Below are 26,659 nucleotides of genomic sequence, written 5' to 3'. Positions count from 1 at the left end.
ATAATAAATAGCCAAAGGGGACGGGAGTTACTGTCCCCCTTTTCTATCTAAGGGGGACTTCGCGCGATGTACCGCATCAGGTCTTATTTTCATTCCATCCGAGGCAAGCTTTCTCTTGTAGCGGTTATTTGCATTCTTATACCGGCCGTCTTAACGATGCTGATCTATAACTCGCTTACCCGTGAAGCCGTAGAACGGCAGGCGAAGGAGAATGCGACCGATTCCATGCAGCTCGTTAACGGCTCGATCAATAATCTTTTTCAAGGCATGCTGAACACGGCGAATTATTTGCAGGCCAACGCGGATATGAAAGCAAGCTTTATCAAGATGCTGAATGCGGATCTGGATCCTTACGAGAAGTTTACGGCAACGAGCCGGATTATGCAGCAGCTTGAGACGCTCACTTATATAGGGGAGAAGAGCTACATCACGATTATACTCACCAACGGAGAGACCTTTACGAACTACTCCAAGGATGAGATGGATCCGCTTACTTTCCAGAAGGAGCCCTGGTTCAACAACCTGAAACAGCTGACGGGCCTGCAGTCTTATTGGGTGAGCACTTCGCCGACGATTTTTCCTTATGACCGCATAAGCAGTCCTTATCAAATCTCGGTCGCAAGAACGCTTCGGTTCGACAGCACCCGGATTTACGGATACGTCATCGTGACGATGATGGAAAACAAATTCAGTAAGATTCTGGGCAGCTTGACGGGCAGCCAGGAAGTTGTGCTGGTAGACGGCGGCGGCAAGATCCTGTCATCGCCACAGCTTAAGCAAGTGAACGGGCAGTTCGAATACAGCAAGCAGATGGCGGAGAGGGATCCTCGCGTCGCTTCTTCCATTATTAAGGATGAAGACAAGAAGCTGCTGCTCACAACGGCTGATCTTTCCTTTAATGACTGGCATCTGGTGGCAACGGAGCCTTATCAGGATGCGATCGTAAACATCAGCTCGATTTTTAACCGGGTCTTTTTATTCCAGATCGCATCGTTTATCGCCTTTCTCGTGGTGCTTCTCCTCTTGATGAGACAGCTGACAAAGCCGCTGATCAAGCTTGGGAAGGTAGCTTCAAGCGTCCAGCGGGGCAATCTGGAGGTGCGGTCCAGTATCCGCGGCGCCGACGAGATCGGAAGATTGGGTTTTCTGTTCGACCAAATGCTCGACCGCATTAAAGAGATGATTACCGAGGTATCGCTCACGCAAGCGCGTAAACGCAAAGCGGAGCTGGCGATGCTGCAGGCCCAGATTAATCCGCATTTTCTGTTTAACGTGCTGAATTCGATCCGGATGAAGGTCATGCGGAGCGGCGACCAGGATAGCGCCAAGATGATTGCCTCTTTGTCCAAGCTGCTGCGAATGACGATCAGCCGGGATGAAGACGCCATTATGCTGCATGAAGAAATCGAACTGCTGACGCATTATGTCGAGCTGATGAATCTGCGGCAGAAGGAAGAAGCAAGGCTGGTGGTGGACGTAGATGTAACCTCCTTTGATATTCGTGTTCCCCGGTTTATTTTGCAGCCGCTGGTGGAGAACGCTTTGATCCATGGCTTTAACCAAAGTGCCGGCACGATCCGGATAACGGCAGCTAGAAACGAGCACTTCCTCGAGCTGTCGGTGGCAGATGACGGAATCGGCATGGACGCGGAGCAATTGGAACGGTTGAGAGCGCGTCTTACGGCCGCGGGAACAGGGGCGGAAGAGATTCAAGAAACCGGGCGTTCCAAAGGCCCCGGAATGTCCGGAATTGGCGTGGCGAATGTCGCGGAGCGCATGCGGATTATGTTTGGCGATGCCTTTCATATTACCGTCGACATCGATCAAGGAACACGCATTATGATGCATATCCCTATTCGAGAGGAGGGGCGTCCTCATGTATAAAGTGATGCTCGTGGACGATGATTATCCGGTAATCGAGCTGTTATCGGAAGTAGTGGATTGGGAGAAGCTTGGTCTTGTTTTGTCCGGCAAGCATGAGAACGGACTCGCGGCATGGGAGCATGTGCAGGAGGAAATACCGGATATTCTCGTGACCGATATCGGGATGCCGAAGATGGACGGTCTGGAGCTGGCTCAAAGGGTCAAAAAATTAAATCCTTCGGTAAGGATTGTCATCCTCTCTTGCCATAGCGAATTCCAATACGCCCAACAGGCGATGCGGCTGGATGTTCAGGATTATTTGCTTAAGGATCAGCTGGATCCGGAGGAATTGATCGGACTGCTGCAGAAATTTAAGGAAGGCTTTGACGGCGAACGCCAGATGTTATCCGAGCAAAACAAGATGAAGCGGATGGTCAGCGAAACCCAGGATTTGCGCAAGGAGAAGCTGTTCCGCGAATTTGTCCAGCAGCCGCTGATTTCCGCGGAGCAATGGCAGCGCGATTTCGGCTCTTACGGGTTGTTCCAGCCCGGTGAGCTATGTCTTCCCGCAGCCGGCTTTATCGAAAACTATAACCTGATCAAAAATCGGTTCGATTCGGATCAGACGCTGCATTTCGCGATCAGCAACGTGATGGAGGAATTGCTGGCCGAGCTGCCGTTGCGCGTGGTGCATATCGGTTACAGCAGCAGGCAGTCCTTGCTGCTCTTCGCTTTTAAACCGGGCCTTAAGCAAAATGTTTATGATCAGGTGCAGTCCAGCCTTCAAACCGTGCAGCGGACGCTTGGTCAAGTGCTGAAGATTCAGATGGCTTTTCTCATTGGGACGGGCTGCGACAATCCGCAGCTGCTGAAGCAGGCATTGTGCAATCTGCTCAAAGCCGACGAACAGCGGTTCTATTTGTCCAAAGGGGAAACCGCCAAGTGGCAGAAAGGCGCCCAGTCCGGCTCCGGGCTTCTTGCCCTGTACGACCAGGCTGCCGCGGAAATTCGCGAAGCGATTATGGCGAAGGACGGCGATAAGGTCAGAACGCTGGCCGGCAAATGGGAAACGCATATCCGCAAGGAGCGATACGCTTCCGAGGAAGTGAGGGATTGGGTGCTGAAGCTGCTTATCGATATGCGGCTCAAGCTTCATGCCATGCTGTTTGCCTCCCAGACCTTAACGGCCGAGAAGCTGCATAAGGAAATCGTTTATTTCGATTCGTTATGGGGGCTGTTCGAATGGTTCCACACGCAGCTTCAGTCTTACATCGCAGCCAGAGAAGAGGCCTTGCCGGTGAGCAAACGCCGCGAGGTATCGGAAGCCTGCAAGTATGTGTCGATGAATCTGGGCAAACGGATTTCGCTCGAGGAAGTTGCCGCTCATCTGCATATGAATCCAAGCTATTTCAGCCGATTTTTCAAGAAGGAGACCGGCCTGACCTTTATTGAGTATGTCACCGACCAGAAGATCGAGCGGGCCAAGGAATTGCTCGATCAGACGAATTATTACGTAAGCGAGATTTGCGAGATGCTCGGCTACGACAACCAGAGCTATTTCATCAAGACATTCAAGGCGCAGACGGGCTTAACGCCAACCGAATATCGCGGTTAGGAGGAGAGAAACTTGCGGACGAATTATGATTGGCCGAAGGAATCGCTGGTAGAGTGGCTCACGGAGCAGCCGGCGGCGCTTAGCGATGTATATACGTACTCCGGGAACAAAGCGGACTGGAGTGGGATAGCGGAATCCCCGGCCTACTCCGACATGATCGGGGAGATCCGGGCAGAGGGAGAACGCCTGCTTAAGCGTCCGATTCCCGTTTTGACCCGGGAGATTTACGATCTGTTCGAGAAGAGCGGGAACCGCCTCATTTACGAAGGGCTGTATTTCGAACGCAGGAGCCGGCTTACTTCTTTTGCGCTGCTGCATTGCCTTTTCCCGGATTTGCCGGCATATCGTCAGGCGCTTACGGATACGATTGAGGCGATTCTGGAAGAGATGACCTGGTGCTTGCCGGCTCATATGAGAGGGAACCCGGTTGATCGCCATATTGATCTATTTGCCTCCGAAACGGGATTTGCGTTGGCCGAGATTCTGACGATTACGGAACAATCGCTTCCTTCGGCGCTTCGGGAAGAAATTCGAGCACAGATCGAGCGAAGAATAGTTACCCCATATCTGGATAATCAATATCCTCCTTATCATTGGGAAACCGCCGATCATAACTGGGCGGCGGTTTGTGCCGGTTCGATTGGAGCAACCGCCATTTTGCTAGGTATTGAGAAGGAACGAGCAGCAGCCGTCCTCTACCGGGCCATCGGAACGATGAACCATTATTTATCCGGCTTTGGGGAAGACGGAGCTTGCGCGGAGGGGCCGGGCTACTGGAATTACGGCTTTGGTTATTTCGTTTACTTCGCAGATCTGCTGAAGCGCGCCACCGGCGGCCATGCGGATTTGCTTGATTCCCATCACGTACGGTCTATCGCCGGATTCCAGCAAAAAGCGTATCTCGCCGGCAACAGACCCGCCAACTTCTCGGATGCCTCTTCCCATGTAAGCGTAAACATCGGCTTGTCCGATTATCTCGCTTCTCGCGTGGAAGGCGTTGACTACGCACCATTGGGGATAAGGGCAGGCTTTACGGACGATCATTGCAGCCGGTTTGCCCATGCTTTGCGCAATTTGCTCTGGTTCAGGCCGGAGGCTCCAAGACAATCGGATTGGCCAAGCGGAAGCTGGTATTTGGCGGATGTCCAGTGGCTGATCTCCCGGGTGAGCAATGCTTCCGGCAGCTTTGGCTTTGCAGCCAAAGGCGGGCATAACGATGAACCGCACAATCATAATGACGTAGGCCATTTTATTCTCATTGCCGATGATGATCCGGCGTTTGCCGCGGATCTCGGAAGCGGGGAATATACGGCCCAATACTTTGGCGAAGGCCGGTACGAATACGACTGTACGGGAGCGCAAGGACATTCATTGCCGATTGTGAACGGTCAGCTTCAGGCCGTTGGCGCGGGGAGCAAGGCTTCCGTTGACTGGGCGGAACGGGGAGAGCTTGCGGACCGGCTTAAGCTGGAGCTTGCAGCCTGTTACCCGGGCAGCGGACTTGCAGCGCTTGAGCGCGAATTTGTCTGGCGTAAAACCGGTCTTCCGGAGCTTGAGTTGACGGACACTTTCCGATTCGGCAAGGAAGGCGGGGCCGTCACGGAGGTTATCGTCAGTAAATGCCCGCCGTTTGTGCGATCGGAAGGCCAGATTATGCTGAAGGGAAGCCGGCATTCGGTTTTATTATGCTATGAACCGCAAAGCCTGGACGTCTCCATCGCAGAATGCGTTTATTCCAATCATTCGGGCCAGGAAGAAGGCTATTATCGCATTTCTCTTATTTCGAAAGACGAAGCATCCCTTGAAAAGACGTTTAAACTCAACTTCAAATTTCAGGAACAGGTGGAATCGTAAATGACAAATACAACTGCTGCCAGCCAGACCGACACCGCATCGTGGGTCAATGAAGCATGGGAACAAACGGTGCGCAAGGTGCTCCGGACAAGCGCCCGTATCGGCGCGGAATTCCCGCATGCAAGCCAAGGCGGCCAATATGTTCTGGAAGCTCCGCATTGGTGGACGGCGGGCTTCTGGCCGGGTTTGTTGTGGTTATTGCATGAAGGTGAAGCGAACGACGGCCTTCCTTTCCGGCAGATTGCGGAAGAATGCGAGCGGAAGCTGGACGAGGTGCTGGACGGTTATGACCGGCTCGATCACGATATCGGCTTTATGTGGATTTTGACCAGCGTAATCAATTATAAACTGAATGGCGGGGAACAGTCCCGCCGCAGAGCGCTTAAGGCAGCCAATTATTTGATGGGTCGCTTTAATTTGAAGGGCAGCTTCATCCGCGCTTGGAACCCTTGGAGCGAAGGAGAGGACAACAGCGGCTGGGCGATAATCGACTGCGCAATGAACGTTCCGCTCCTGCAATGGGCATCCCGCGAGACAGGCGACCCTAGATACAGCCATGTGGCGGAAGCCCATATGGGCACCGTATTGAACCACTTTATCCGTACCGACGGCTCGGTCCGCCATATTGTCCGGTTTGACTCGCGGACCGGCGAGGTTGCCGAGTTTATCGGCGGCCAGGGCTATGGACCGGAGTCCGCCTGGTCCCGCGGCACAGCTTGGGCGGTCTATGGACTGACTTTGGCCGCAAAGCATACGGGCCGTAAGGACCTTCTGGACGCCGCCAAGCAGGTATCGCATTTCTTCCTGTCGCAGCTGCCCGAGGACAGCGTGCCGGTATGGGATTTCCGTGCGCCGGAGGAGACGAAGGGGCTTCGCGATTCTTCCGCAGGTGCCTGCGCGGCCTGCGGCTTGCTGCTGCTGGCTGAGCTGGTGCCTTCGGCGGAGGCATCCAGCTATCGCAGCGCCGGAGAGCGTATTCTGAAGTCCTTGTACGAAAACTACGGTTCGTTTGGCGAGGAAGAGGAAGAAGGGCTTATCCTGCATGGAACCAGCCACTATCCGGAACGCAAAAATATGGATGTGCCGCTTATTTACGGCGATTATTTCTTTGTGGAGGGTCTCGCGCGTCTTAAAGGAGGCGTTACGATTCCATGGGAGTAAGCGCACCGACCGCTTCGAATCCGCTCCGCGGCAAAGCGGATCTTGCGCTGGCGTTCAGCCAGCTGACCAAGCCGCTCCTGCCGTATTATTCAGCCGGAGGAGCTCGTCTATCTCTAAACGGATCCGGAGCCGGCCAGTCGCCGGACGTTGCCGGTATGGAAGGCTTTTCCCGTATTGTGTGGGGACTTGCGCCGCTAGCGGCAGGCTCTGCCGAGGTTAACGAAGAACTGCTGCAGCTTGTGCTGAAGGGAATAACAAACGGTACGAATCCCGCGCATGAGGAGTTTTGGGGCGAAGTTGCCGATTACGATCAGCGCCTGGTGGAGATGGCTTCGCTAGGCCTAGCTTTAGCCATTGCCCCGCACCGCCTGTGGGAGCCGCTTAGCGCCGAAGCGAAGCAGCATTTCTATGATTGGCTGAATCAGATTAACCGCCGCCGGGCTCACGATTGCAACTGGCTTTTCTTTCATGTGTTAGTTAATGTAGGCTTCTATAAGCTTGGTCTGCCGTACGCGAAGGATCAGCTTGAAGCGAACCTGAACCGGCTGGAGCAGTTTTATATGGAGGATGGCTGGTACGAAGACGGCGTTAACGGGCATAGCGATTATTACGTGCCGCTGGCCTTTCATTACTGCGGGCTTATCTATGCGGCGCTGATGAAGGAAGAGGATCCGCAGCGGGCAGCACGCTTCGAAGAACGCAGTGTCTTATTCGCCGGGCAGTTCGTGAACTGGTTCGCCGGGGATGGAAGGGCCCTTCCGTACGGACGCAGCTTGACCTACCGTTTCGCGCAGGGGGCTTTGTGGGGAGCGTATGCTTTTGCCAACGTGCAGCCGCTTGAGCTCGGGGTCGTCAAGGGCTTGTATTTGCGCCATCTGCGATGGTGGCTACGCCAGCCGATATTCACGTCCGACGGCATATTAACGGTGGGCTACAGCTATCCCAATCTGATTATGGCCGAAAATTATAATGCGCCGGGCTCCGTTTATTGGGCATTTAAAGCTTTTTTGCCGCTGGCTTTGCCGGACGATCATCCGTTCTGGCAGGCAGAGGAGCTTCCGCTGCCGGAGCTGCCGGCCATCTCGGTGCAGCAGGCTCCTCATCTTGTCGTTTGCAGGCAAAGCGAGCGAGATCATGTTGCAGCCTTTAACGCGGGCCATCTCGGAACCAACGAGCATACTCATACCTCGGCGAAATACGAGAAGTTTGTTTATTCCGCTTCCTTCGGCTTTAGCGTGCCGCGTGCGGAATGGGGGTTGTCCCAAGGCGCTTACGACTCCATGCTGGCCTTGAGCGAAGGAGATAACCTGTATCGCGTCCGCCGGACAAACGTAGAGACCAATATCGATGGCGATATCCTCACGTCCGTCTGGAAGCCGTGGCGGGATGTAACGGTGACGACTTATTTGATTGCCGGACTGCCATGGCATCTCAGGATTCACCGGATCGAGACGGCAAGAGAGCTGGATGCGGCCGAAGGCGGCTTTGCTCTCCCGCTTGACGCAACGCTTGCCGTCAGCCGGCAAGCCTGCGGCGTATTCGGCCGTACCGGCTTTGGCGGAAGCGGAATTTCCGGCATTCGAGGATATGAGCGGGCAGAGCTTATTCAAGCCCAGTCCAATACCAACCTGATGCATCCAAGGACGTCGATTCCCGCGCTTCTGGCGAAGCTTCAGCCAGGCAAGCATATTTTGATCGCCGCGGTTTACGGAGAGCCTGGCGCTCTCGAAGAAATGCGGCATGAGCAATGGCGTCAGTGTATCGGGCTGTCCATACAGGATGATCATCATATCCGCGCGGTTAGTCCTTCCGGCAAAGAAATCATGATTAGCCTGTAAGGAGATGAACCAGCGGCGCCCAAGCTGCATACGATAATGGCAGAAGCCTACTGGGGGAATGCCAATGAAAAGCGTTGCAGCACCGGCATCAAGCGGCCGCCGGCCGTCGATAACGACCTTTGTTCTTGTCCTTTACGTGCTTCTCGTCATTTTATTGTTCTTTTGCTTCTAACTTAAATATCGAAAAATGGCCGTGCGTTCTTATCGCACGGCCATTTATTTTTCTAGAAGCCTACATACTGAGGCTCTTCGTTTTCCAGCTCTTTTACCCGGCTGGCCACTTGATCGACGATGGTTTGCGTTTGTTGCGCCGCCTGCTCGAACATCTGCTTTGCCGCTTTGTTTTCAGTGGAAAGGGCGAATTGCTCCAGGCTTGCCTGCGCGCTCTTCAAAGAGGCAACGCAAGTTTTTACATCGGATGCTACGGTCATGTCCAACACCTCCTTAAGAACTTCACAACAAAACTAATATGTCAGCCTTTCACTTCTGGCATTCATGGAAATTAACGCCATGCCCGCCTGAACCTTTTTCCTGCTGTGGAAAATGGTTTTTCGAGTTGCCATCTGCATTTTGACAAATAATCTAAACGTAGAAACAAGCGACAGGGGGAAAAGAATTGTGCAGCAATGGTTAGAGGTTACTCTACGCACCTTTCTGGCGATATTTGTCCTGTTCCTGCTGACGAAATTAGTGGGCAAGCGGCAAATATCCCAGCTTTCTTTCTTTGAATACATTACCGGAATTTCGATCGGGAACCTTGCGGCTTACGTATCGCTTGATCTTGAGGCAAACTGGTATTTGGGTCTAATCTCGCTTGGTGTATGGGTGCTTGTTTCAATCGGAATAGAGTTCCTGCAGCTTAAGAGCAAGAAAGGACGCGACCTAATTGACAGTAAGGCAACTGTTCTGATTAAAGGCGGCAAAGTGCTTGAGGACAATTTGAAGAAGGAACGGCTGACATCCGACGAGCTGCTGGAGCAGCTTCGCAAGAAGGATGTATTCCGGGTAGCGGATGTCGAGTTTGCGATTATGGAGCCAAGCGGTGATATCAGCGTGCTTCTTACGAGGGAGAACCAGCCGCTTACCGCTGCGCATCTCGGTATTAAGGTTGCCCCCGAGCATGAGCCCCAAACGGTTATTATGGACGGCAAAATCATGGATGAGCCGCTCTCTACCGTTGGCCTAAACCGAAGATGGCTTACAACCGAACTCGAGAAAATCGGCGTATCGCTCGACAATGTCTTTATCGGACAGGTTGATGCGTATCGTCAGCTGTATGTGGACCTGTACGATGACCATATTAAGGTCCCCCAGCCCCAGCTTAAGGCCGAGCTGTATGCCTTATTGAAGAAGATCGAAGCCGATTTGGAGCTGTTCGGACTCTCGACCAAAAATAAGGAAGCGAAGCACATGTATGAACGTTGCGCGCAAGAAATGCGGCAGGTCATAACCAGGATGAAACCATTACTGCATCATTGACTTGAATAGCCAGGAGGTTAGGAGATGTCGAGCAATAAAAAGAAGTTCACCCCGGTACAGCAGGAGTATCAGGAGCTTGCGAAAAAGCATGAGCCTAAACGCCCCATTTTCATTAACTGTCTCAAGGCTTTTCTGGTGGGCGGTTTGATTTGCATTATCGGCCAAGCCGTCCAGGAAATGTTTGTCCATTGGGCCGGCTTCGACGAGAAGAAGGCCAGCAATCCCACGGTAGCGGTGATGATCTTCCTGTCCGTCGTGCTAACCAGCTTGGGAATCTACGATAAAATCGCGCAATGGGCAGGAGCCGGCTCCGCCGTTCCCGTTACCGGGTTCGCCAATACGATGTCTTCGGCGGCTATCGAGCACCGGAGTGAAGGACTTGTGCTTGGCGTAGGCGGGAAAATGTTCAAAATCTCCGGTCCGGTTATCGTTTTTGGCGTAGTTGCGGCTTTTGTCGTAGGCATTGTTCACCTGATCTTTAATCCTCATGCCGTTGGAGGAGGACATTAATCATGCTGAAAGGCCATCAAAGCTGGCTCTTTGAGAATCATCCCGTCATTGCAGGGACGGCTGCTATTGTTGGTCCGTTCGAAGGGCAAGGCCCGTTAGCCCATGACTTCGATATTGTCCACGGCGATCTCCGGCTTGGTCAGGACAGCTGGGAAAAAGCCGAACGGACCTTATTGGAGGAAGCCGCGAATCTGGCCATCGAGAAGGCCAAGATAACGAAGGAGTCCATCAACTTTCTGGTGGGAGGGGACCTGATGAACCAGATCATCAGCTCCACCTTTGCGGCAAGAACGCTGCAAATTCCGTATATCGGCGTTTTTGGAGCCTGCTCCACCTCCATGGAAAGTCTGGCAATCGCGGCTAATTTGGTTAACTCGCGCTCGGCCAAATATGTCATGTCGAGCGCTTGCAGCCATAACGCTACCGCGGAGAAGCAGTTCCGTTATCCGACCGAATACGGCTCCCAGAAGCCGCCAACCGCTCAGTTTTCCGTAACGGGAGCGGGAGTCAGCGTTTTATCGCAGCAGGGCGACGGCCCTTATGTCACCTCGGCTACGCTGGGACGCGTCGTGGACATGGGCATCAGCGACCCGTTTAATATGGGGGCGGCAATGGCGCCGGCGGCGGTTGATACGATACAAGCTCATTTTCGCGATTTTCGCATAGAGCCCGGTTATTATGATCTGATTGTAACGGGAGATTTATCCAAGGTTGGCTATGCAATCGCGAACGAATTGTTCGAAAAAAATAAATTTCCTATTCATCAGACCGTGTACAAGGACTGCGGCATGATGATGTATAACTATGAGAAGCAGCAGGTGCAGGCAGGCGCCAGCGGCGCGGGCTGTTCGGCAACCGTTACGTACGGGCATTTGCTGCGGCGGATGCGCGAGAAGGAGCTGAACCGCATTCTTGTCGTTGCGACGGGCGCGCTCTTATCGCCAATCTCCTTCCAACAGGGGGAGACGATTCCATGCATTGCGCATGCGGTTTCCATCGAGAATGAGGTGAGGGAGCTATGATTTTCTTATGGGCTTTTCTGGTTGGCGGAGCGATTTGCGTCATCGGCCAAATCTGTTTTGACGTCTTTAAGCTGACGCCTGCCCACACGATGACCTTGCTTGTCGTGCTTGGCGCGATCGGAGACGGTGTCGGCATTTACGACCCGTTGATCAAATTTGCCGGCGCTGGCGCATCCATTCCGATTACCAGCTTCGGCAACGCGCTTGTTCACGGGGCGCTGGACGAGATGAAGAAGACCGGCTGGATCGGCATCATCACGGGTATTTTCAAGGTGACGAGCGCCGGCGTGTCCGCCGCGATTATTTTCTCCTTCATCGCCGCTTTGTTCGTCAAGCCTAAAGGCTGAACGAATCATCTAACCCTATGAACCTTCGCAGTCAGCTGCGGAGGTTTTTTTATGGTCGCTGGAGCTTTTCACCCTCCCATACATATCCTTTCTTCCGTTGACAAATAATGTACTTACCATGTGTACATAAAAAAGGAGTGTAACGTTATGGCAGTAAAAAGCGCCGGAGGCGGAAAATACCGCAAAATGTCCATGTCGCCAAAGGAATACCAAGCCTTTGCGAAAACTCGCGAGCCTTCGCGTTCGATATTTGGCAATTGTATTCGCGCGTTTATTATAGGCGGCGCCATCTGCGTCCTGGGGCAGGCGATTCAGCAGCTCTTTATCCATCTGGCCCACATGAAGGCCGAGGATGCAAGCAATCCAACCGTTGCCGTGCTGATTATTATTTCCGTCATCCTGACGAGCATCGGCGTTTACGACAAAATCGCCCAGTTTGCCGGCGCCGGCTCTGCGGTGCCGGTAACCGGGTTTGCCAACTCCATGTGCTCCGCCGCTCTCGAGCACCGCAGCGAGGGGCTGGTGCTTGGCGTGGGAGGAAATATGTTCAAGCTGGCCGGCTCCGTTATCGTGTACGGTACCGTTGCGGCGTTTTTCGTCGGCATCGCCCATCTGATTTTTGGGACGGGTGGTGCACATTAAGATGCTGCAAGGAAAACAAACATGGAAGTTTGAGAACCGCCCGGTCATTATCGGGGCGGCTGCCGTTGTCGGTCCCGACGAAGGCGACGGACCGCTCGCAGCTGATTTCGACCTCGTGCATCCGGAGCTCGACATGCAGCAGAAAAGCTGGGAGAAAGCGGAACGGCTGCTGCTGGAGCAGGCATCGGAATTTGCGCTCAACAATGCGAAGATCGCCAAGGATCAGCTGCAGTTCTATGTCGGCGGCGATCTAATGAATCAGATTATCAGCAACAGCTTTGCGGCCAGAACGCTAGGCGTGCCCAATCTCGGCGTATTTGGCGCTTGCTCGACCTCGATGGAGTCGCTGGCGATTGCCTCTTTAATGGTAGATTCGGGTGCGGGGCAATACGTGCTGGCCGGGACCTGCAGCCACAACTGCACGGCGGAGAAGCAGTTCCGCTATCCGACGGAATACGGCTCGCAGAAGCCGCCGACCGCGCAGTATACCGTAACCGGTGCCGGCGCCGTTGTCGTTGCCGCGGCGGGCGAGGGTCCCGTGGTTGAATATGCCACAATCGGCAAGGTTGTGGATTTGGGCATCAAGGATCCGTTTAATATGGGAGCAGCAATGGCGCCTGCAGCGGTGGATACCATTCAAGCACATTTTAACGATACGGGACGGACGCCCAAGGATTACGATCTGATCGTGACCGGAGATCTCGCCAGCGTCGGGCATCCGCTTGCCAAGGAGCTGCTTATCCGTGACGGGGTTCCGATGGATGAGACGACTTTCAAAGATTGCGGACTGATGGTCTATGACGTGGAGCGGCAGAAGGTACAGGCCGGAGGAAGCGGCTGCGGCTGCTCGGCCGTTGTAACCTATGGGCATATTCTCAAAAAAATCGCCAGCGGAGAACTGAAGCGCGTCCTTGTCGTTGCGACAGGCGCTTTATTATCCCCGCTTTCCTTCCAGCAAGGGGAAAGCATCCCTTGCATTGCGCATGCCGTTGCGATAAGCGGCGGAAAGGAGTAGATCATCATGCAATTTCTATGGGCATTTGTTGTAGGAGGGGCGATCTGCGTCGTTGGCCAGCTGCTGTTTGATGTCGTGAAGCTGACCCCGGCTCACACGATGGCCACGCTTGTCGTCGCAGGGGCGATCATCGACGGTCTCGGCTGGTACGAACCGCTCGTCAGCTTTGCGGGGGCTGGCGCAACCGTGCCGATTACCAGCTTTGGCAATGCGCTTGTTCACGGCGCTTTGACCGAGCTGCAAAATTCCGGCTGGATCGGCGTTATCTCCGGCATATTCAAAGTAACCAGCGCCGGTATTTCCGCGGCGATTATATTCTCCTTCCTGGCGGCCCTCGTTGTCCGTCCGAAGGGATAAACGAAAAAGCAGGTTTGCCGCATAGGGGCAAACCTGCTTTTTCTTCGCAAGGCATGATTTATCTGCCGCTTCCGGTCCCGCGGGAGATCAATCTCGTTACCTGAATGATAAGCCTCGGGAAGAGGCTGTTCTGAGGAAACGCCAGATAACGCGGTTCCCATTCCGGGTCGAACTTGTCCTTGAAGCGCCGGATGCCCTGGAAGCCGTAGAAGTGGCCTCCTTTCAAGAACACCCATCTTGCGAGCTTCTCCCCGCGGTAGGCGTAGACCGATTCTCCGACGCTGGAGAGAGGCGCCATCCCCAGATTAAAGACTTCGTAACCTTCCGATTTAGCCCATTGCAGCAATTGAACGAACAGAACATCCATGACGCCGCTAAGGCCGTCCCGGTGGCGCATCAAATCTATGGAGACGGATTTGTTGCGATCGTACACCGGCATAAGGCTGGCGAATGCCGCGACATGGTTGTCGTTATCCCGCAGGATGGCAATCGGAGCCAGCTCCAGGTAAGCTTCGGAGAAGGTTCCGAGCGAGAAGCCCTTTTCTTTATCGTCACCCAGCCATTCATCGGACACCGCCTTAAGCTCGGACAGCAGCATGGTACTGAATGGCGGCTTCACCATTTCAAACGTATAACGGTTGCGCTCGTACCGATTGCAAGCGGCCCGCAAATCCGCTTTGCGCCTGCCGGATAACTGGAACCGATCCAATGGAACAATCGCTTCTTCTCCCAGCTTGAAGAACCGGTAGCCGTACTCGTGATAGAGCGGCAGGTTTTCGGCTTTCACCTGGTAAAAGACGGCCGTCGCCGCGTAATGATCGGCGTAATCGCGGAATTGTCGCACGAGCAGCCGGACGGAAGCCGGGTCGCCGATCGGATCGCCAAGCGCTGCTAAGGTTTTGCCGATGCGGCCGTAAGCGAGTACCGCTTGATTGTCCGGCGACCACATGAAGCTCTTGTCGCCCATATACAGCAGATGAGTCAGAAAATTGCCGGGATGCTTGGCGAGCAGCAGCTCCAGCTTCTCCCAATCCTGTGTCACCGGCTTAGGGGCGGGCGGGAGGCTTGGGACGAATATTCTGCGGACCGTAAGCAGAATCCAGCTGATCGCAAGCGCAATGATCCCCTCGCGCAGCAGCTCTTCATCCTTCAGCGAGTAACGGGCATGCCACTTGGCATGATGGAGCATGCCGGGCGGAAGCTCGTTGGTCGATATTCCGACAGACAGGTACAGCAGCATCACGATAAGCGAGATGACTGCCCAGCCAATCGTTTTGCGCAAGGTGAAGATCGCTTCCTTCCGGTTGAACCGGTCCTTGGACAGCCATAAGAGCAGGCATACAAACAGAAGAAAGATGGCTTCTTCGAATTCGAAGCCCTTCAGAATCAAAGCGAGCGTACCGCCGATCAGCAGGATCATGGCCAGGAAGTACGCTCTTTTGACGCGGAAACGGATTCCCTCGGATACCATCAGCATAAGCAGTCCGATGAGAACGGCCAGCTGGTGGGAGCCCTTCATCGTAAAAGGCGTGACGAACTGCTCGAGCAGCTGCATCCGGTGCCAGCTGCCGGGCGTAGCGGACGAGACCAGCAGCAGGATGCCGCTTATAAAGACAAGAGCCGAAAGCGCCCAAGTGCTTATATCGCTTAGGACAGCCGTTTGGCTAGGCCAATTCCAGACCGTATGCCAACGTTTGATGGCGGGCTTCAGTACCTGCTCCTGCGTTTGAGTCCAGCGTTTCTTATTCGGAATCCATTCGGTTGTCGCAAGCGCAAGTCCGATCGCCCACGGAAGGAAGCAATAAAAAATCCGGTAAAGCACAAGCACGGCCAGACCTTGATCGGGCGATAAGCCGAGATGCTGGAATGCCAGCAGGACAATCGCGTCAAAGGATCCCAGTCCGCTCGGCACAAAGCTCGCAACGCCGGCAACGGCAGCCACGACGTAGATGCTCATGGCTTCCCGGAATCCGATTGGCAGATGCATCAAGTGGATAATCAGCCAGAAGCAGAGGCCGGCCATCAGCCATTCCGCCAAAGAGGCCGTTATCATGCGAAGCGCCGGCGGCTTCGATAAGGAAACGTCATCTTCCTGTTCCTTATCGGTCAGCCCAAGCAGATTGCGAAGCCGGGGCAATCTGCCGAGTAAGGCGAACAGCACCGCATACGCGGCAATCAGAATGACGGCCAGATACAGCCAGAGATGATGCGCAAGAAGGCTGCGGTCATTCCAGACGCCAACAAGCAGCAAGATGGAGAGAATAGACAAGCCGGAAAGGGCGGATAAGGACTGGTACACCAGCGACCGCAGCCATGCCGGGCCTTGAATGCCCCATTTGCGGTACAGCGTAACGCGCAGTCCCGCTCCCGTTAATCCGGCAAAGCCCATGGCATTGTTGAAGGAATTGGCGATCCAGCTTATTTTGAACACGGCAGTCCAGGGCATGCGCGCCTGGTTCCATCTGACTAACGCGAAGTCATAAGCCGACATGACCGCAACCGCCAGGAAACAGACGGCAGCCAGCTGAATATGGTCGCTCCAGTGAAGATGCTTCAGCAGGTGGAGAGCCGCCGCCGGCTTGATCTCCTTGATGAAGCCGCTCGTTTGCGTGTACAGGAAGAGCAGGATGGCAACGGGGAACAGCAGTTTGAATACGTTTTTGAACCGGTTAGTAAAACGCGATAGATGAGTCAGCAAACTGTGGCACCTTCTTAAGGGAATGTTAATGGCGAACAGAACCTTTTCGTTCTTTCGTTCGTCTAAAAGTGAAGATATTGCCAATATATCATATGAGAATACCGATTCCCACTTTTACAGCAACAAGGCGATTCGTTGCAGGCGTTATGTGGAATCCTCCAATTTTTTTCGGCAGTTCGTTCATTTGTGCTACCCGAAGGAACTGCTGTAAAATGGTACTAAATCCCCTTATTTTTTGCATCCACTATTTCGCAGGAGGTATGTCCATGGAAACACGCCTTGCCGATATGCAATTATGCTCCTTAATTCTAAATAGCTTGAATGAATGCATTCTCGGAAAACAGAACGAAATCGAACGTTTAATGATAGCCGTCCTTGCAGGTGGCCACGTATTGCTTGAGGATGTGCCCGGAACGGGAAAAACCCAGCTGGTGAAAGCGCTTGCGAGAACAATCGGCGGCCAATTCCGGCGGATTCAATGCAACCCCGATCTTCTCCCGACCGATATTACCGGCGTGTCGATTTATCACCCGAAGCAGGAGCGGTTTATATTCCGTCCGGGACCGGTCATGACAAACGTCCTGCTCGCCGACGAGATTAACCGCGCCACAACGAAGACGCAATCCGCCCTGCTTGAAGCGATGGAAGAGGGGCATGTCACCGTTGACGGCGATACGTATATGCTCCCGGCTCCCTTTATCCTGCTTGCTACGCAAAACCCGATCGACTTCGAGGGCACTTATTCCCTGCCGGAAGCCCAGCTCGACCGTTTTATGATGAAGCTGACGCTTGGCTACCCGAACGAAGCGGACGAGCAGCGGATGATTCTGGCAAGAGAGTCCGGCCATCCGTCGGACCGCATGGAGCAGATCACTTCCATAGAAGATATCGCAAGAATCCAAGAACAGGTACAAGCCGTTCATATCGATGATGCCGTCGGCAATTATTTGATTCAGCTTGTGCGGGCTACCCGTGCGCATCCGTTTGTCCTGCTGGGCGCTAGCCCGCGTGCCGCGATTGCGTTATCGCGCGCGGCGAAAGCCAGCGCCTTCCTTGCCCAGCGTACGTTTGTCACTCCCGACGATATCAAGCAATTGGCGCCGTATGTACTTTCCCACCGTCTGCTGCTTCAAACGGACGCAAGGATGAACGGTCTGCGGAGCGAGGATATTATTGCCGAGGTTCTGGAGAAGACAAAGGTTCCCGTCAGACTGGAGCGGTGATCCCATGAACGCCGTGAAAGAGACGAAGAACCGTAAACGCTGGAGACTTATCGCAATCCTTTATGGCGCCTCGTTGCTTTATTTATTGTTTCAGGGCGGCAAAACGGCATTAATGCTGTTTATGATTTTGAACGTGCTGCTGCTTTATTTGGCTTTAGGCCGCTGGAGCGGGATCAGCCGCGTGTCCGGCATCCGAAGCTACCGACAGACCGGGGCAGCCGCGGGCGGCGACCATTCGCTCACGGCAGGCAGCACGCTGGATGTCCAATTATCGGTAAAGGTACCTGGCGTCTATCCGATTCCTTATGTACTGGTCAGAGACCGGCTGCAGCGCCATAATGGCCAGCAGCTGCATTTCGAAGCCTCTTTCGTCCCTAACTTCAAGCGATCCGGCGATGTGCTGTATCAAACGCCGCCGCTTCAGCGAGGGGAGTACCGCTTTATCACAACCGAATGCATTGCCCATGACATATTCGGCTTGTTTGAGCATTCCGGCCGATTCGGCTCCGAGACAGCCTTCAGCGTATTGCCGCAGATTGTTCCTCTGCGCCAATGGCATAGCATTCAGAGCGGCTTCCGGGGACCTTACTCCCACGCAGCCGCCCCTCGGGCAGCCAAGGAAACGACGCAAATCAACGGCGTGCGGGAATATTTGTACGGCGATCGTTTGTCGAGGATTCACTGGAACGCAACGGCCAAGACGGGAGATTGGAAGTCGAAGGCGTTCGAGAGGGAATCGCTGCCGCGCACGCTCCTTATTCTTGACCGATATGCCGCGGATTACCCCATTCCGGGGGCGGAAAGCTTCGAGCTGGCGGTCTCTACCGCGGCTTCGCTTATAGACAGCGGTCTGAAGGGCGATACGGCAATCGGTCTAATGTCATCCGGCAAGAAGCTGACGATTCTCCCGCCGAAGTCCGGCGTGGAACAGCGCAACGCGCTAATGAAGCATTTAACCTTTGTGGACGCCGACGCCGAGCAAGGGCTGTTCAAGTCTCTAGCGGCAGCAGACTCTCGTCTGGAGCCCGGATCCTTTGCAATCGTGATTAGCGGAACCTCCGGCAGGGAAGCCGTTCGCTCGATGGAATGGCTTTCCCGCAAAGGATTGACGCCATGCCTGATACATATCGGCGGCGACAGGCGGCTGGAGGAACAATGGCGCCTGATGATCCGCAGCAAGGGCTGGGCGTTATTCGAATTGAAGCAGCTGCAGGAGCTTCCTGCCGTGCTGGAAGGAGGCCGGGCATGAGCCTCTTGCTTACTTTCTGCCGTACGGCGATTATCAAGGTTACGCCGAACTGGTATACGAAGCTCTCGCAATTGTTTATTGCTCTTATGCTTATCCATACGATCCGGATCTTTGAGGGCTTCTGGTGGAGCGAGACCTTCTACGCGGTCAGCTTCACGCTGCTCTTCGCCGTCGCTGCCGATTGGCTGCTGCCGCGCAGCATGCAGGCACTTCGGATTGGAGTTCAATTGTTGCTTGCCTTAGGCGCGACGGCTTATTTTGCCGATTTGAAAAAGGTCGTCCTGACCGTTCCCGATCAAGAGAACCGGCTTGGCGATTTGTTCCGTACGCTGTGGGGGTATGCCGAGCAGCTGCAACCCTTCATATGGATCAGCGGTGCCCTGCTCGTTGTGTATATCCTGTTTGACAGGTGGATTACAACAAGGACGCGGTTATTCGGCTTTATTAGCGTCAATATTCTCGTTCTGACCATTGCGGATTCTTTTACTCCGATCTGGTTGTGGGATGAGGTGGCATGGATTGTCTTTTTGGGCTTGCTCTGGCTGGTAGCCAACCATCTGCACAAGCTGGCAAGCCATCATCCGAACAGCTGGAAGGAGCTTACGGAATATCCGCTGCAGCTGCTGATGCCAATCGTCATCGTGTTGTCCGTGCTGATGACAGCCGGTATTCTGATGCCGACCGTTTCGCCGATCATTCAGGATCCTTATACGATGTGGAAGGAATCCAAGGGCGAGACGGTTAACGTGTTCCTCGGAGACAAAGGCATCGCGGCTCCCGTTGACGTGAGCAGCAGCAATACCAAGTCCGGCTATGGACGCGATGATTCCGAGCTTGGCGGCGGGTTTGATTTCGACTACTCGCCGGTTATGACGATTACGACCAACCATCGGAGCTACTGGAGAGGCGAGACAAAGACCGAATACACCGGAGCAGGCTGGACGGTGAACGACGAGTCGGAGCGGAACCGGTTAGCCTCGGTGGGTAAAGACTGGGAGCTCCCGTTAATCGAAGGCCGCGAGAAGGCGGAGACGATGAAGGTGGACCAGCAGGTCCGGATGGCGAACAATAATATTTATCCGGTCTTGTTTGGCGCTTCTCCCATAACGGCTGTTCATTGGGTAGACGATCCGGATGCTTCCGTCTTGCCGAAAAGCCTGAAATGGGCGGTTAACGAGCAGGAGCTGATCTGGTCCGACAAGCCGCTGCGCAGATATCCGCAGAGCTATGCGGTAACCTCTGAGGTAACCGTATTAGATGAAGAAGGACTTCGCAACGCGGAGGCGGAATTGCCGGATCCGGCAGAGACCAAGCAATATTTGCAGCTTCCGTCCTCCTTGCCCGGCCGCGTAAGGTCGCTTGCCGTATCGTTAACGGCTTCGGCAGTGAACGATTACGATAAGGCCAAGCTGATAGAAACTTATCTCCGCCAGAACTTCATTTATACGAATGAACCGGACAAATCAAGGCTGACCGGAGACAGCAAGGATTTTGTCGACCAGTTTCTCTTTGAACTGAAGGAAGGCTATTGCGATTATTTCTCGACGGCTATGGCGGTCATGTCCCGTTCGATCGGATTGCCTGCCCGCTGGGTAAAAGGCTTTGCCCCGGGCGTGCTTCCTGCTTCGGAATACGTGCCGTCCGCCGGAGGCATTCCGAGCGAAGCGGAACTAAATCCGGACGGGGCAGGCACGTATACCGTCCGCAACTCGGATGCGCATTCCTGGGTAGAGATCTACTTCGACGGTTATGGCTGGATTCCGTTCGAGCCTACGGCAGGCTTCACCTTCCCTTACTCGGTGACGGAGGTGCAGCAGGAAGCATTGCCGACGCCTACCGCAGCCCCCGATACCGATCCGGTGCAGGAAGAAGTAACCGAAAGCACGGGAGGCAGTCATCCGGCTCTTCTCTGGGGCACGGTATCCGCATCCGTCCTTGCGTTGATCGTGCTCGTTCTGATCCTGCTGCGTACGCCATGGTTCCGTTCCAAATACCGCGCGTATTCCGGCAATGACCGGATTGTATGGGAAACCGAAAAGCTGCTGCGTCTTTGCCGGCGCAAAGGCTATGAACGAGAGGAGCATGAGACGCTGCGCGAAGCGATCCAGAGATGGTCGCCAAGCCACCACCGGCTGAACAAGCTGCTTCGCGAGGTGCTTGACGAGTTCGAGCGCGCGAAGTACAGCTCCGTCCAGGCGTCAAGCATCGAGACGGACCGGTTTATTCTAAAGATCAAAGCGATTAAAGAGGAATTATAAAAATTGGCGTATATTATATAGAAGGAAAGTTTGCCGCTCGCTTTGCCGGGCGGTATTTCTTTTGCAACAAAATCCGAATATATGGTATAGTTTCGTAAGATAGCAGGAGATGAGCGAAGTTCGAGGGGGCAAGGCAGCATGTTCGAAAGATTATTGCCGCATTTACGGGTAAATTCGGTGTACGATATCCAGCTGGACGAGCTATACAAAAAAGGTGTCCGCGGAATCATCACCGACCTTGATAATACGCTCGTTGGAGCGCGTGAGCCGCTTGCAACGCCGCAGCTCACGACATGGCTGGAACAGGTTCGGGATTATGGCTTTAAAGTTGTCATTGTGTCGAATAATAACAGGACGAGAGTGTCCAAATTCGCCGATCCGCTGGGCATTCCGTTTATTCATGCCGCGCGCAAGCCGGCGAATAAGGCGTTCCACAAAGCATTAAGCGTGCTGGGGCTGCCCGTAGAGCAGACCGTTGTGCTGGGCGACCAGATGCTTACCGACGTGCTTGGCGGGAAACGCATGGGCTTGTATACGATTCTGGTCACGCCGATTGCTCCTGCTGACGAAGGAATAATGACCCGCGTGAACAGGAGAATCGAGCGGTTTGTTCTTTCCCGTTTGCGCAAAAAGGGGACATGGTATGAGGGGGAGACGAAGTGAGAGAAGAGCAGCAAAGTCAGTCGCATGCATGCGCAGGCTGCGGAGTAAAGCTCCAGACGGAGCATCCGGAACAGTCGGGCTACCTGCCCGAAGCGGCGTTAAACCGTGAGCCGGTTATTTGCCAAAGATGCTTCCGTATTCGCAATTATAATGAAGCTTCATCGATAACGGTCGATCAGGATGATTTCTTGCGCCTGCTCGGCAGCATCGGGTCGACGGACAGCCTGGTTGTCCATATTGTCGACTTATTTGATTTTGAGGGCAGCCTGATTTCAGGCCTGCAGCGTTTCGTAGGCAATAATCCGGTTGTGCTGGTAGTCAATAAAGTCGATCTGCTGCCACGTTCGGTTAATCTGAACCGTCTTCGGAACTGGGTTCAGAAGCAGGCGAAGGCAGAAGGACTCCGGACGGTGGATATCGTGCTCTGCAGCGCGAAACGGAACATCGGCTTCGAGCATGTCATTGAAGCGATCGAGCATCACCGGAAGGGCAGGGATGTCTACGTCGTTGGCGCAACCAATGTCGGCAAATCAACCTTGATTAACCGTCTTATCCATGATTACAGCGATATGGAACGCGAGCTGACGACCTCCCGTTACCCGGGAACGACGCTTGACGCGGTTCATATTCCACTCGATGACGGCAAATCGATTATCGATACGCCGGGGATCGTGTATCCTACCCGGATGACGGAAATCGTTCCGCGCGGCTTCCTTCAGGCTTTGCTGCCGGATAAGCCGATCAAGCCGCTGGTGTACCAGCTAAACGATAAACAGTCGTTGTTCATTAACAGCTTGGTCCGGTTCGACTTCGTTGAAGGGGAACGTCAATCGTTTACCTTCTATATCTCCAATGCCCTCAGCGTGCACCGTACTAAGCTGGAGCGGGCGGAACAGCTTTACGTTGACCACCGCGGAGAGCTGCTGGGCGGCCCGTCGCGCGAGGAATTGGATGAGATGCCGGCTTGGACCCGCCATTCGATTCGTATTCCGCGGGGAGCGAAGAAGGATATTTTCGTATCCGGCATGGGCTGGATTCAGGCGAACGGTACTTCCGGCGCGGTGGTGGACGTCTATGCGCCTAAGGGCATTAAGGTACTGCTTCGCGATTCGCTTGTATAGAAGAGAGGAGAACGGGAACATTGACGGTATCCGCGCTTGACAATGGGATTACGGGAAACCGGATTGACAGCCAAACGGTGCTGTATGGCGTAATCGGAGATCCGATTCGCCATTCGAAATCCCCGATTATGATGAATCGCGCTTTTCGCGAGACGGGAATCAACGGAGCCTACATGGCCTTTCATATTACGCAGGGCAAGCTTGGGGAATTTGTTGCCGGCATTCGGGCGATGGGCATTCGGGGAGTCAACGTGACGATTCCCCACAAGCTGGATATTATGAAGTATATGGATGAGATTGACGCGGGTGCGCAGGCAATCGGAGCAGTCAACACGATTGTGAACGATAACGGCCGGTTAACCGGTTATAATACGGACGGAATCGGTTATGTCCGGTCCTTGAAGGAAGAAGCGGAGCCTGAGCTTGCGGGCAAGCGGATTCTCGTTGTTGGAGCAGGAGGCGCATCCCGCGGCATTGTCTACGCGCTTGCCGGGGAACAGCCTTCCGGCATTACGATCGCCAACCGTTCGGTGGAGAGGGCCGAGGAGCTTGCGCAATCGTTCCGGTCACTGGCGGATATCCGTGCCATTGCTAACGACGAGCTGCAGGCTGCCTGCAGGGAAGCGGATATCGTCATTAACACGACCTCGGTAGGCATGCATCCCCATACCGATGCTACCCCGATCGATGCATCATGGCTGAAGCCAGGGGCAGTCGCGAGCGATCTGATCTACAATCCGCTCCGCACGAAGTTCCTGTTGGACGCCGAGCAGCATGGCTGCCGCGTGCATGGCGGACTCGGCATGTTTATTTACCAAGGGGCTTACGCCTTCGAATATTGGACAGGGCAGCCGGCTCCTGCAGCAGCGATGCGCGAGACCGTATTGCAATCCCTTGTCTAGCTTTACGCGACAATAAAGATAACCTATAGAGATGAAAGAAGGAACTACCATGTTAACAGGCAAACAAAAGCGTCACCTCAGATCGCTGGCTCATCATCTGCAGCCGATCTTCCAGGTAGGCAAAGGCGGCACCAACGATCAGCTTGTCCGCCACATTGAAGAAGCGATTGAAGTGCGGGAGCTGATCAAGATTTCGGTATTGAACAACTGTCTGGACGATCCAAGAGAAATCGGCGCGGAAGTGGCGGAAGCTGCCGGTGCAGAGCTGGTTCAGGTTATCGGAAAAACGATCGTTCTGTACAAGCAGGCGACCGAAGAAAAGTACCGCAAGATCGAGCTGCCTAAGGCTGCGGCGAAATAACGCCGTTGCCGCAAAAGGATGGGTAGCGCTTAATGAGCAGAATCGGCATTATGGGCGGCACGTTTGATCCGGTTCATACCGGTCATCTGATTGCGGCTGAAGCGGCCCGCGACGGCTGCGGGCTGGACGAGGTATGGTTTATTCCGACTTATCAGCCGCCTCTAAAGGATAATCGGCCGGGTGCAAGCAGCAAGCTGAGACTTCAAATGGTTCAGGAAGCGCTGGGAGGCAACCCGGCCTTCAAAGCGCTTGACATCGAGCTGGAACGCGGCGGAATGAGTTATTCCATCGACACGGTGCTGGAACTGAAGAGGCGGTACCCGGACAACGCCTTTTCCTATATTATCGGGTCGGACCGGATTAACGATCTGCCTAAATGGCATCGTATAGAAGAGCTGGCGGAGCTGATTACCTTCATTGGGCTGGAACGGGAAGGGACGTCGGTAAAGCTGGATGAACTGCCGGACTTTCTCCGCCGGCGCGTGACGATGGCGGACATGCCGCCGATCGGCATATCGTCCACGGATATTCGAAGCAGAGTACATGCGGGGCGTTCGATTGCTTATCTGGTTCCGGACACCGTTCATCAGTTTATAAAGGGGAGAGGGCTTTATGAATCGTGAACAAATGATCGAATCGGTCAAATCGCAAATGCCGGAGAAGCGCTGGAAGCATGTGGAAGGGGTTATGGAAACTTCCGTTATCCTTGCCGGGCGGTTTGGGGAAGATCCGGTGAAAGCAGAGCTTGCGGCTATCCTCCATGACGTGGCCAAATATTGGCCGATCGCGAAGATGGAACAGATTATCCGGGAGAAGCGGCTTGACCAAGGGCTGCTGAACCATGACAAGGCGTTATGGCATGCCGAGGTCGGCTACTGGGTAGCCGAGCATGAATACGGCGTGAAGGATCGGGAAGTGCTGGATGCCATCCGGTATCATACTTCCGGGCGGGTAGGAATGACCAAGCTGGACAAAGTGGTTTGTCTGGCCGATTATATGGAACCGGGACGGGACTTCCCCGGAGTCGACCGCATACGCGAGCTGAGCGAGACAAGTCTGGAACAGGCGCTAATCGCCGGCTTTGATTCAACGATCTCTTTCCTGCTGGAGAAAGGGAACCGGATATATCCCCTTACGGTGGAATCCCGCAATGATCTAATTGAACAGCAAAAACAAGGAGGCTGAGCTATGACCGTACATTCGGATGAACTGCTGCAAATTACGGTGGCGGCTGCGGAAGACAAGAAAGCGCATCGCATCGTAGCATTAAACTTGAAAGAAATCTCGCTGGTGGCTGACTATTTCGTTATCTGCCACGGCAATTCGGACACGCAGGTACAGGCGATTACAACGGAAATCCGCAAGCAGGCGGAAATGCGCGGCGTACGCGTAAAAGGCATTGAAGGCATGGATTCTGCTCGCTGGGTACTGATTGACCTTGGCGATGTCATTGTCCATGTGTTCCACCGCGATGAACGCGATTATTATAATATCGAACGCCTGTGGTCCGATGCGAAGGTAGTGGAGTTCGCATGAGTCTGACAGCCGGTACGATGGTAACTTTAAGGGTGGCACGCGAAGTGTCGCCCTACGGCTATTTCCTGACCGATGATGAGTCGGAAGTGCTTCTGCACTATACCGAACTGGTCGGCAAGAAGCCGAAAATGAACGATGAAGTAGAGGTTTTCATTTTCTACGATTCCGAGGACCGGATTGCGGCAACGATGAAGCGTCCAAAGCTCCTGCTTGGAGAGATGGCGCGGCTGAAGGTCGCGGACGTGCATCCGCGTCTCGGCTGCTTCCTGGAATTTGGATTGGGACGTCAGCTGCTGCTTCCGATTTCGGAGCTCCCGGAGAAGGTGGAATTCCGTCCGCTGCCGGGCGATGAGGTCCATGTCGTGCTTGGTCACGACAAGGCCGGACGATTGCTCGCGAGAACGGCTGGCGAGGAGGAGCTTGGACCGCTCGTATTCCAGGCTCCGCAATCGTGGCGCAACCAATGGGTGGAAGGCTGGGTCACCAAGTCGCTCCAGATGGGCTCATTCGTGCTAGTCGACGGCGGCGTGGTTGGCTTTGGCGTATACGGACTGATTCCGGCACCCGAGCGCGTCCGCCCGCTTCGCCTTGGCGAGCGGGTATCCGCGCGTGTGACGTTCATCCGCGAAGATGGACGCGTAAATCTGTCGATGGCGAAGCTGAAGCAGGAAGGCCGGCTTGAGGATGCGGGTCGCATTCTGGCCTTCCTGAAGGAGCGTCCGGGCGGCGGCATGCCTTACTCCGACGAAACGCCTGCGGAAACGGTCAAGCAGCGCTTCGGCATCAGCAAATCGGCCTTCAAGCGCGCTTTAGGAAAGCTGATGAGGGACGGTCTCATCACGCAAAAAGGAAGCTGGACTTATCTGGCGGATCCGACTAAAGCGGAGGATGCCGGTTCAGATTCTTCAGCGTCAGCTTCGGTTCAGTCAACGGAGGAATAGCGGC

General features: G+C 54.3%; 25 protein-coding genes. 23 read left to right on the top strand and 2 right to left on the bottom strand.

Annotated elements, in window-relative coordinates; all coding sequences use genetic code 11:
- Window positions 1–66 precede the first annotated feature (66 nt).
- From EV294_RS11080 to EV294_RS11060, 5 genes are read left to right on the top strand one after another with little or no spacing between them, the layout of a single operon-like run.
- The gene (locus tag EV294_RS11080) at window positions 67–1,884 is read left to right on the top strand and encodes a sensor histidine kinase (RefSeq protein WP_132306689.1); all 1,818 of its coding nucleotides are present in this window, start codon (window positions 67–69) and stop codon (window positions 1,882–1,884) included.
- Window positions 1,877–3,478 carry a response regulator transcription factor gene (locus EV294_RS11075; protein WP_132306687.1) on the top strand — a complete coding sequence of 534 codons (1,602 nt, stop codon included), beginning with the start codon at window positions 1,877–1,879 and terminating at the stop codon, window positions 3,476–3,478. Before EV294_RS11080 ends, EV294_RS11075 begins: the two co-directional genes overlap by 8 nt.
- A gap of 12 nt (window positions 3,479–3,490) precedes the next feature.
- Window positions 3,491–5,332: a hypothetical protein gene (locus tag EV294_RS11070; protein ID WP_132306685.1), complete on the top strand. Its 1,842-nt coding sequence runs from the start codon at window positions 3,491–3,493 to the stop codon at window positions 5,330–5,332.
- Complete coding sequence (locus EV294_RS11065) at window positions 5,333–6,493, top strand: glycoside hydrolase family protein (RefSeq protein ID WP_132306683.1); 1,161 nt, start codon at window positions 5,333–5,335, stop codon at window positions 6,491–6,493.
- Window positions 6,484–8,331 (top strand): DUF2264 domain-containing protein, encoded by a 1,848-nt coding sequence (locus EV294_RS11060; protein WP_132306681.1) that lies wholly within the window; start codon window positions 6,484–6,486, stop codon window positions 8,329–8,331. The genes EV294_RS11065 and EV294_RS11060 overlap by 10 nt, the downstream gene beginning before the upstream one ends.
- A 224-nt stretch (window positions 8,332–8,555) precedes the next feature.
- Here EV294_RS11060 and EV294_RS11055 read toward each other — a convergent pair whose 3' ends face one another.
- Window positions 8,556–8,762, bottom strand: coding sequence for a DUF1657 domain-containing protein (locus EV294_RS11055; RefSeq protein WP_127497128.1), 207 nt, complete (start codon window positions 8,760–8,762; stop codon window positions 8,556–8,558).
- A gap of 187 nt (window positions 8,763–8,949) precedes the next feature.
- Between EV294_RS11055 and EV294_RS11050 the strand changes: the two genes are divergently transcribed.
- The 7 genes from EV294_RS11050 to spoVAE (EV294_RS11020) all read left to right on the top strand — a co-directional run bounded on the left by EV294_RS11050 (window position 8,950) and on the right by spoVAE (EV294_RS11020) (window position 13,703).
- The gene (locus EV294_RS11050; RefSeq protein ID WP_132306679.1) at window positions 8,950–9,810 is read left to right on the top strand and encodes a DUF421 domain-containing protein; all 861 of its coding nucleotides are present in this window, start codon (window positions 8,950–8,952) and stop codon (window positions 9,808–9,810) included.
- A 24-nt stretch (window positions 9,811–9,834) separates the two neighbouring features.
- Window positions 9,835–10,320, top strand: a complete 486-nt coding sequence (spoVAC, locus tag EV294_RS11045; protein WP_132306677.1) for a stage V sporulation protein AC — start codon at window positions 9,835–9,837, stop codon at window positions 10,318–10,320.
- A gap of 2 nt (window positions 10,321–10,322) precedes the next feature.
- The gene (gene spoVAD / locus EV294_RS11040) at window positions 10,323–11,342 is read left to right on the top strand and encodes a stage V sporulation protein AD (protein WP_132306675.1); all 1,020 of its coding nucleotides are present in this window, start codon (window positions 10,323–10,325) and stop codon (window positions 11,340–11,342) included.
- Window positions 11,339–11,689: a stage V sporulation protein AE gene (gene spoVAE / locus EV294_RS11035; RefSeq protein WP_132306673.1), complete on the top strand. Its 351-nt coding sequence runs from the start codon at window positions 11,339–11,341 to the stop codon at window positions 11,687–11,689. Before spoVAD (EV294_RS11040) ends, spoVAE (EV294_RS11035) begins: the two co-directional genes overlap by 4 nt.
- Before the next feature lie 147 nt (window positions 11,690–11,836).
- Window positions 11,837–12,331 (top strand): stage V sporulation protein AC, encoded by a 495-nt coding sequence (gene spoVAC, locus EV294_RS11030; protein WP_132306671.1) that lies wholly within the window; start codon window positions 11,837–11,839, stop codon window positions 12,329–12,331.
- Between the two features lies 1 nt (window position 12,332).
- Complete coding sequence (gene spoVAD, locus EV294_RS11025; RefSeq protein ID WP_132306669.1) at window positions 12,333–13,346, top strand: stage V sporulation protein AD; 1,014 nt, start codon at window positions 12,333–12,335, stop codon at window positions 13,344–13,346.
- Window positions 13,347–13,352: 6 nt separating this feature from the next.
- The gene (spoVAE, locus tag EV294_RS11020; protein WP_015845598.1) at window positions 13,353–13,703 is read left to right on the top strand and encodes a stage V sporulation protein AE; all 351 of its coding nucleotides are present in this window, start codon (window positions 13,353–13,355) and stop codon (window positions 13,701–13,703) included.
- A 58-nt stretch (window positions 13,704–13,761) separates the two neighbouring features.
- Here spoVAE (EV294_RS11020) and mprF read toward each other — a convergent pair whose 3' ends face one another.
- Window positions 13,762–16,401, bottom strand: coding sequence for a bifunctional lysylphosphatidylglycerol flippase/synthetase MprF (mprF, locus tag EV294_RS11015; RefSeq protein WP_165930650.1), 2,640 nt, complete (start codon window positions 16,399–16,401; stop codon window positions 13,762–13,764).
- 266 nt (window positions 16,402–16,667) lie between these two features.
- Between mprF and EV294_RS11010 the strand changes: the two genes are divergently transcribed.
- From EV294_RS11010 to EV294_RS10960, 11 genes are all read left to right on the top strand, one after another.
- A complete protein-coding gene (locus tag EV294_RS11010) occupies window positions 16,668–17,624 on the top strand; it encodes an AAA family ATPase (RefSeq protein ID WP_132306665.1) in 957 nt (318 codons plus the stop codon).
- Window positions 17,625–17,628: 4 nt separating this feature from the next.
- The gene (locus EV294_RS11005) at window positions 17,629–18,873 is read left to right on the top strand and encodes a DUF58 domain-containing protein (RefSeq protein ID WP_132306663.1); all 1,245 of its coding nucleotides are present in this window, start codon (window positions 17,629–17,631) and stop codon (window positions 18,871–18,873) included.
- Window positions 18,870–21,131 (top strand): transglutaminase TgpA family protein, encoded by a 2,262-nt coding sequence (locus EV294_RS11000; RefSeq protein WP_165930649.1) that lies wholly within the window; start codon window positions 18,870–18,872, stop codon window positions 21,129–21,131. The genes EV294_RS11005 and EV294_RS11000 overlap by 4 nt, the downstream gene beginning before the upstream one ends.
- A gap of 138 nt (window positions 21,132–21,269) precedes the next feature.
- On the top strand, window positions 21,270–21,794 hold the full coding sequence (locus tag EV294_RS10995; RefSeq protein ID WP_015845593.1) for a YqeG family HAD IIIA-type phosphatase: 525 nt from the start codon (window positions 21,270–21,272) through the stop codon (window positions 21,792–21,794).
- On the top strand, window positions 21,791–22,915 hold the full coding sequence (gene yqeH / locus EV294_RS10990; protein ID WP_132306659.1) for a ribosome biogenesis GTPase YqeH: 1,125 nt from the start codon (window positions 21,791–21,793) through the stop codon (window positions 22,913–22,915). Before EV294_RS10995 ends, yqeH begins: the two co-directional genes overlap by 4 nt.
- A gap of 20 nt (window positions 22,916–22,935) precedes the next feature.
- Window positions 22,936–23,817 carry a shikimate dehydrogenase gene (aroE, locus tag EV294_RS10985; protein WP_132306657.1) on the top strand — a complete coding sequence of 294 codons (882 nt, stop codon included), beginning with the start codon at window positions 22,936–22,938 and terminating at the stop codon, window positions 23,815–23,817.
- A gap of 49 nt (window positions 23,818–23,866) precedes the next feature.
- Window positions 23,867–24,178 carry a ribosome assembly RNA-binding protein YhbY gene (yhbY, locus tag EV294_RS10980; RefSeq protein WP_132306655.1) on the top strand — a complete coding sequence of 104 codons (312 nt, stop codon included), beginning with the start codon at window positions 23,867–23,869 and terminating at the stop codon, window positions 24,176–24,178.
- Window positions 24,179–24,210: 32 nt separating this feature from the next.
- A complete protein-coding gene (gene nadD / locus EV294_RS10975; protein WP_132306653.1) occupies window positions 24,211–24,801 on the top strand; it encodes a nicotinate-nucleotide adenylyltransferase in 591 nt (196 codons plus the stop codon).
- Window positions 24,791–25,363 carry a bis(5'-nucleosyl)-tetraphosphatase (symmetrical) YqeK gene (yqeK, locus tag EV294_RS10970; protein ID WP_132306651.1) on the top strand — a complete coding sequence of 191 codons (573 nt, stop codon included), beginning with the start codon at window positions 24,791–24,793 and terminating at the stop codon, window positions 25,361–25,363. Before nadD ends, yqeK begins: the two co-directional genes overlap by 11 nt.
- 3 nt (window positions 25,364–25,366) lie before the next feature.
- Window positions 25,367–25,714 (top strand): ribosome silencing factor, encoded by a 348-nt coding sequence (rsfS, locus tag EV294_RS10965; RefSeq protein ID WP_127497094.1) that lies wholly within the window; start codon window positions 25,367–25,369, stop codon window positions 25,712–25,714.
- Entirely contained in the window at window positions 25,711–26,655 is a 945-nt protein-coding gene (locus EV294_RS10960) for a CvfB family protein (RefSeq protein WP_132306649.1), read from the top strand. Before rsfS ends, EV294_RS10960 begins: the two co-directional genes overlap by 4 nt.
- Window positions 26,656–26,659 lie beyond the last annotated feature (4 nt).

This window comes from Paenibacillus sp. BK033 (genome assembly GCF_004345425.1).
Lineage (GTDB): Bacteria > Bacillota > Bacilli > Paenibacillales > Paenibacillaceae > Pristimantibacillus.
The sequence above is the reverse complement of the archived record's forward strand: the minus strand, read 5'-3'. Positions and strand labels throughout refer to the sequence as shown.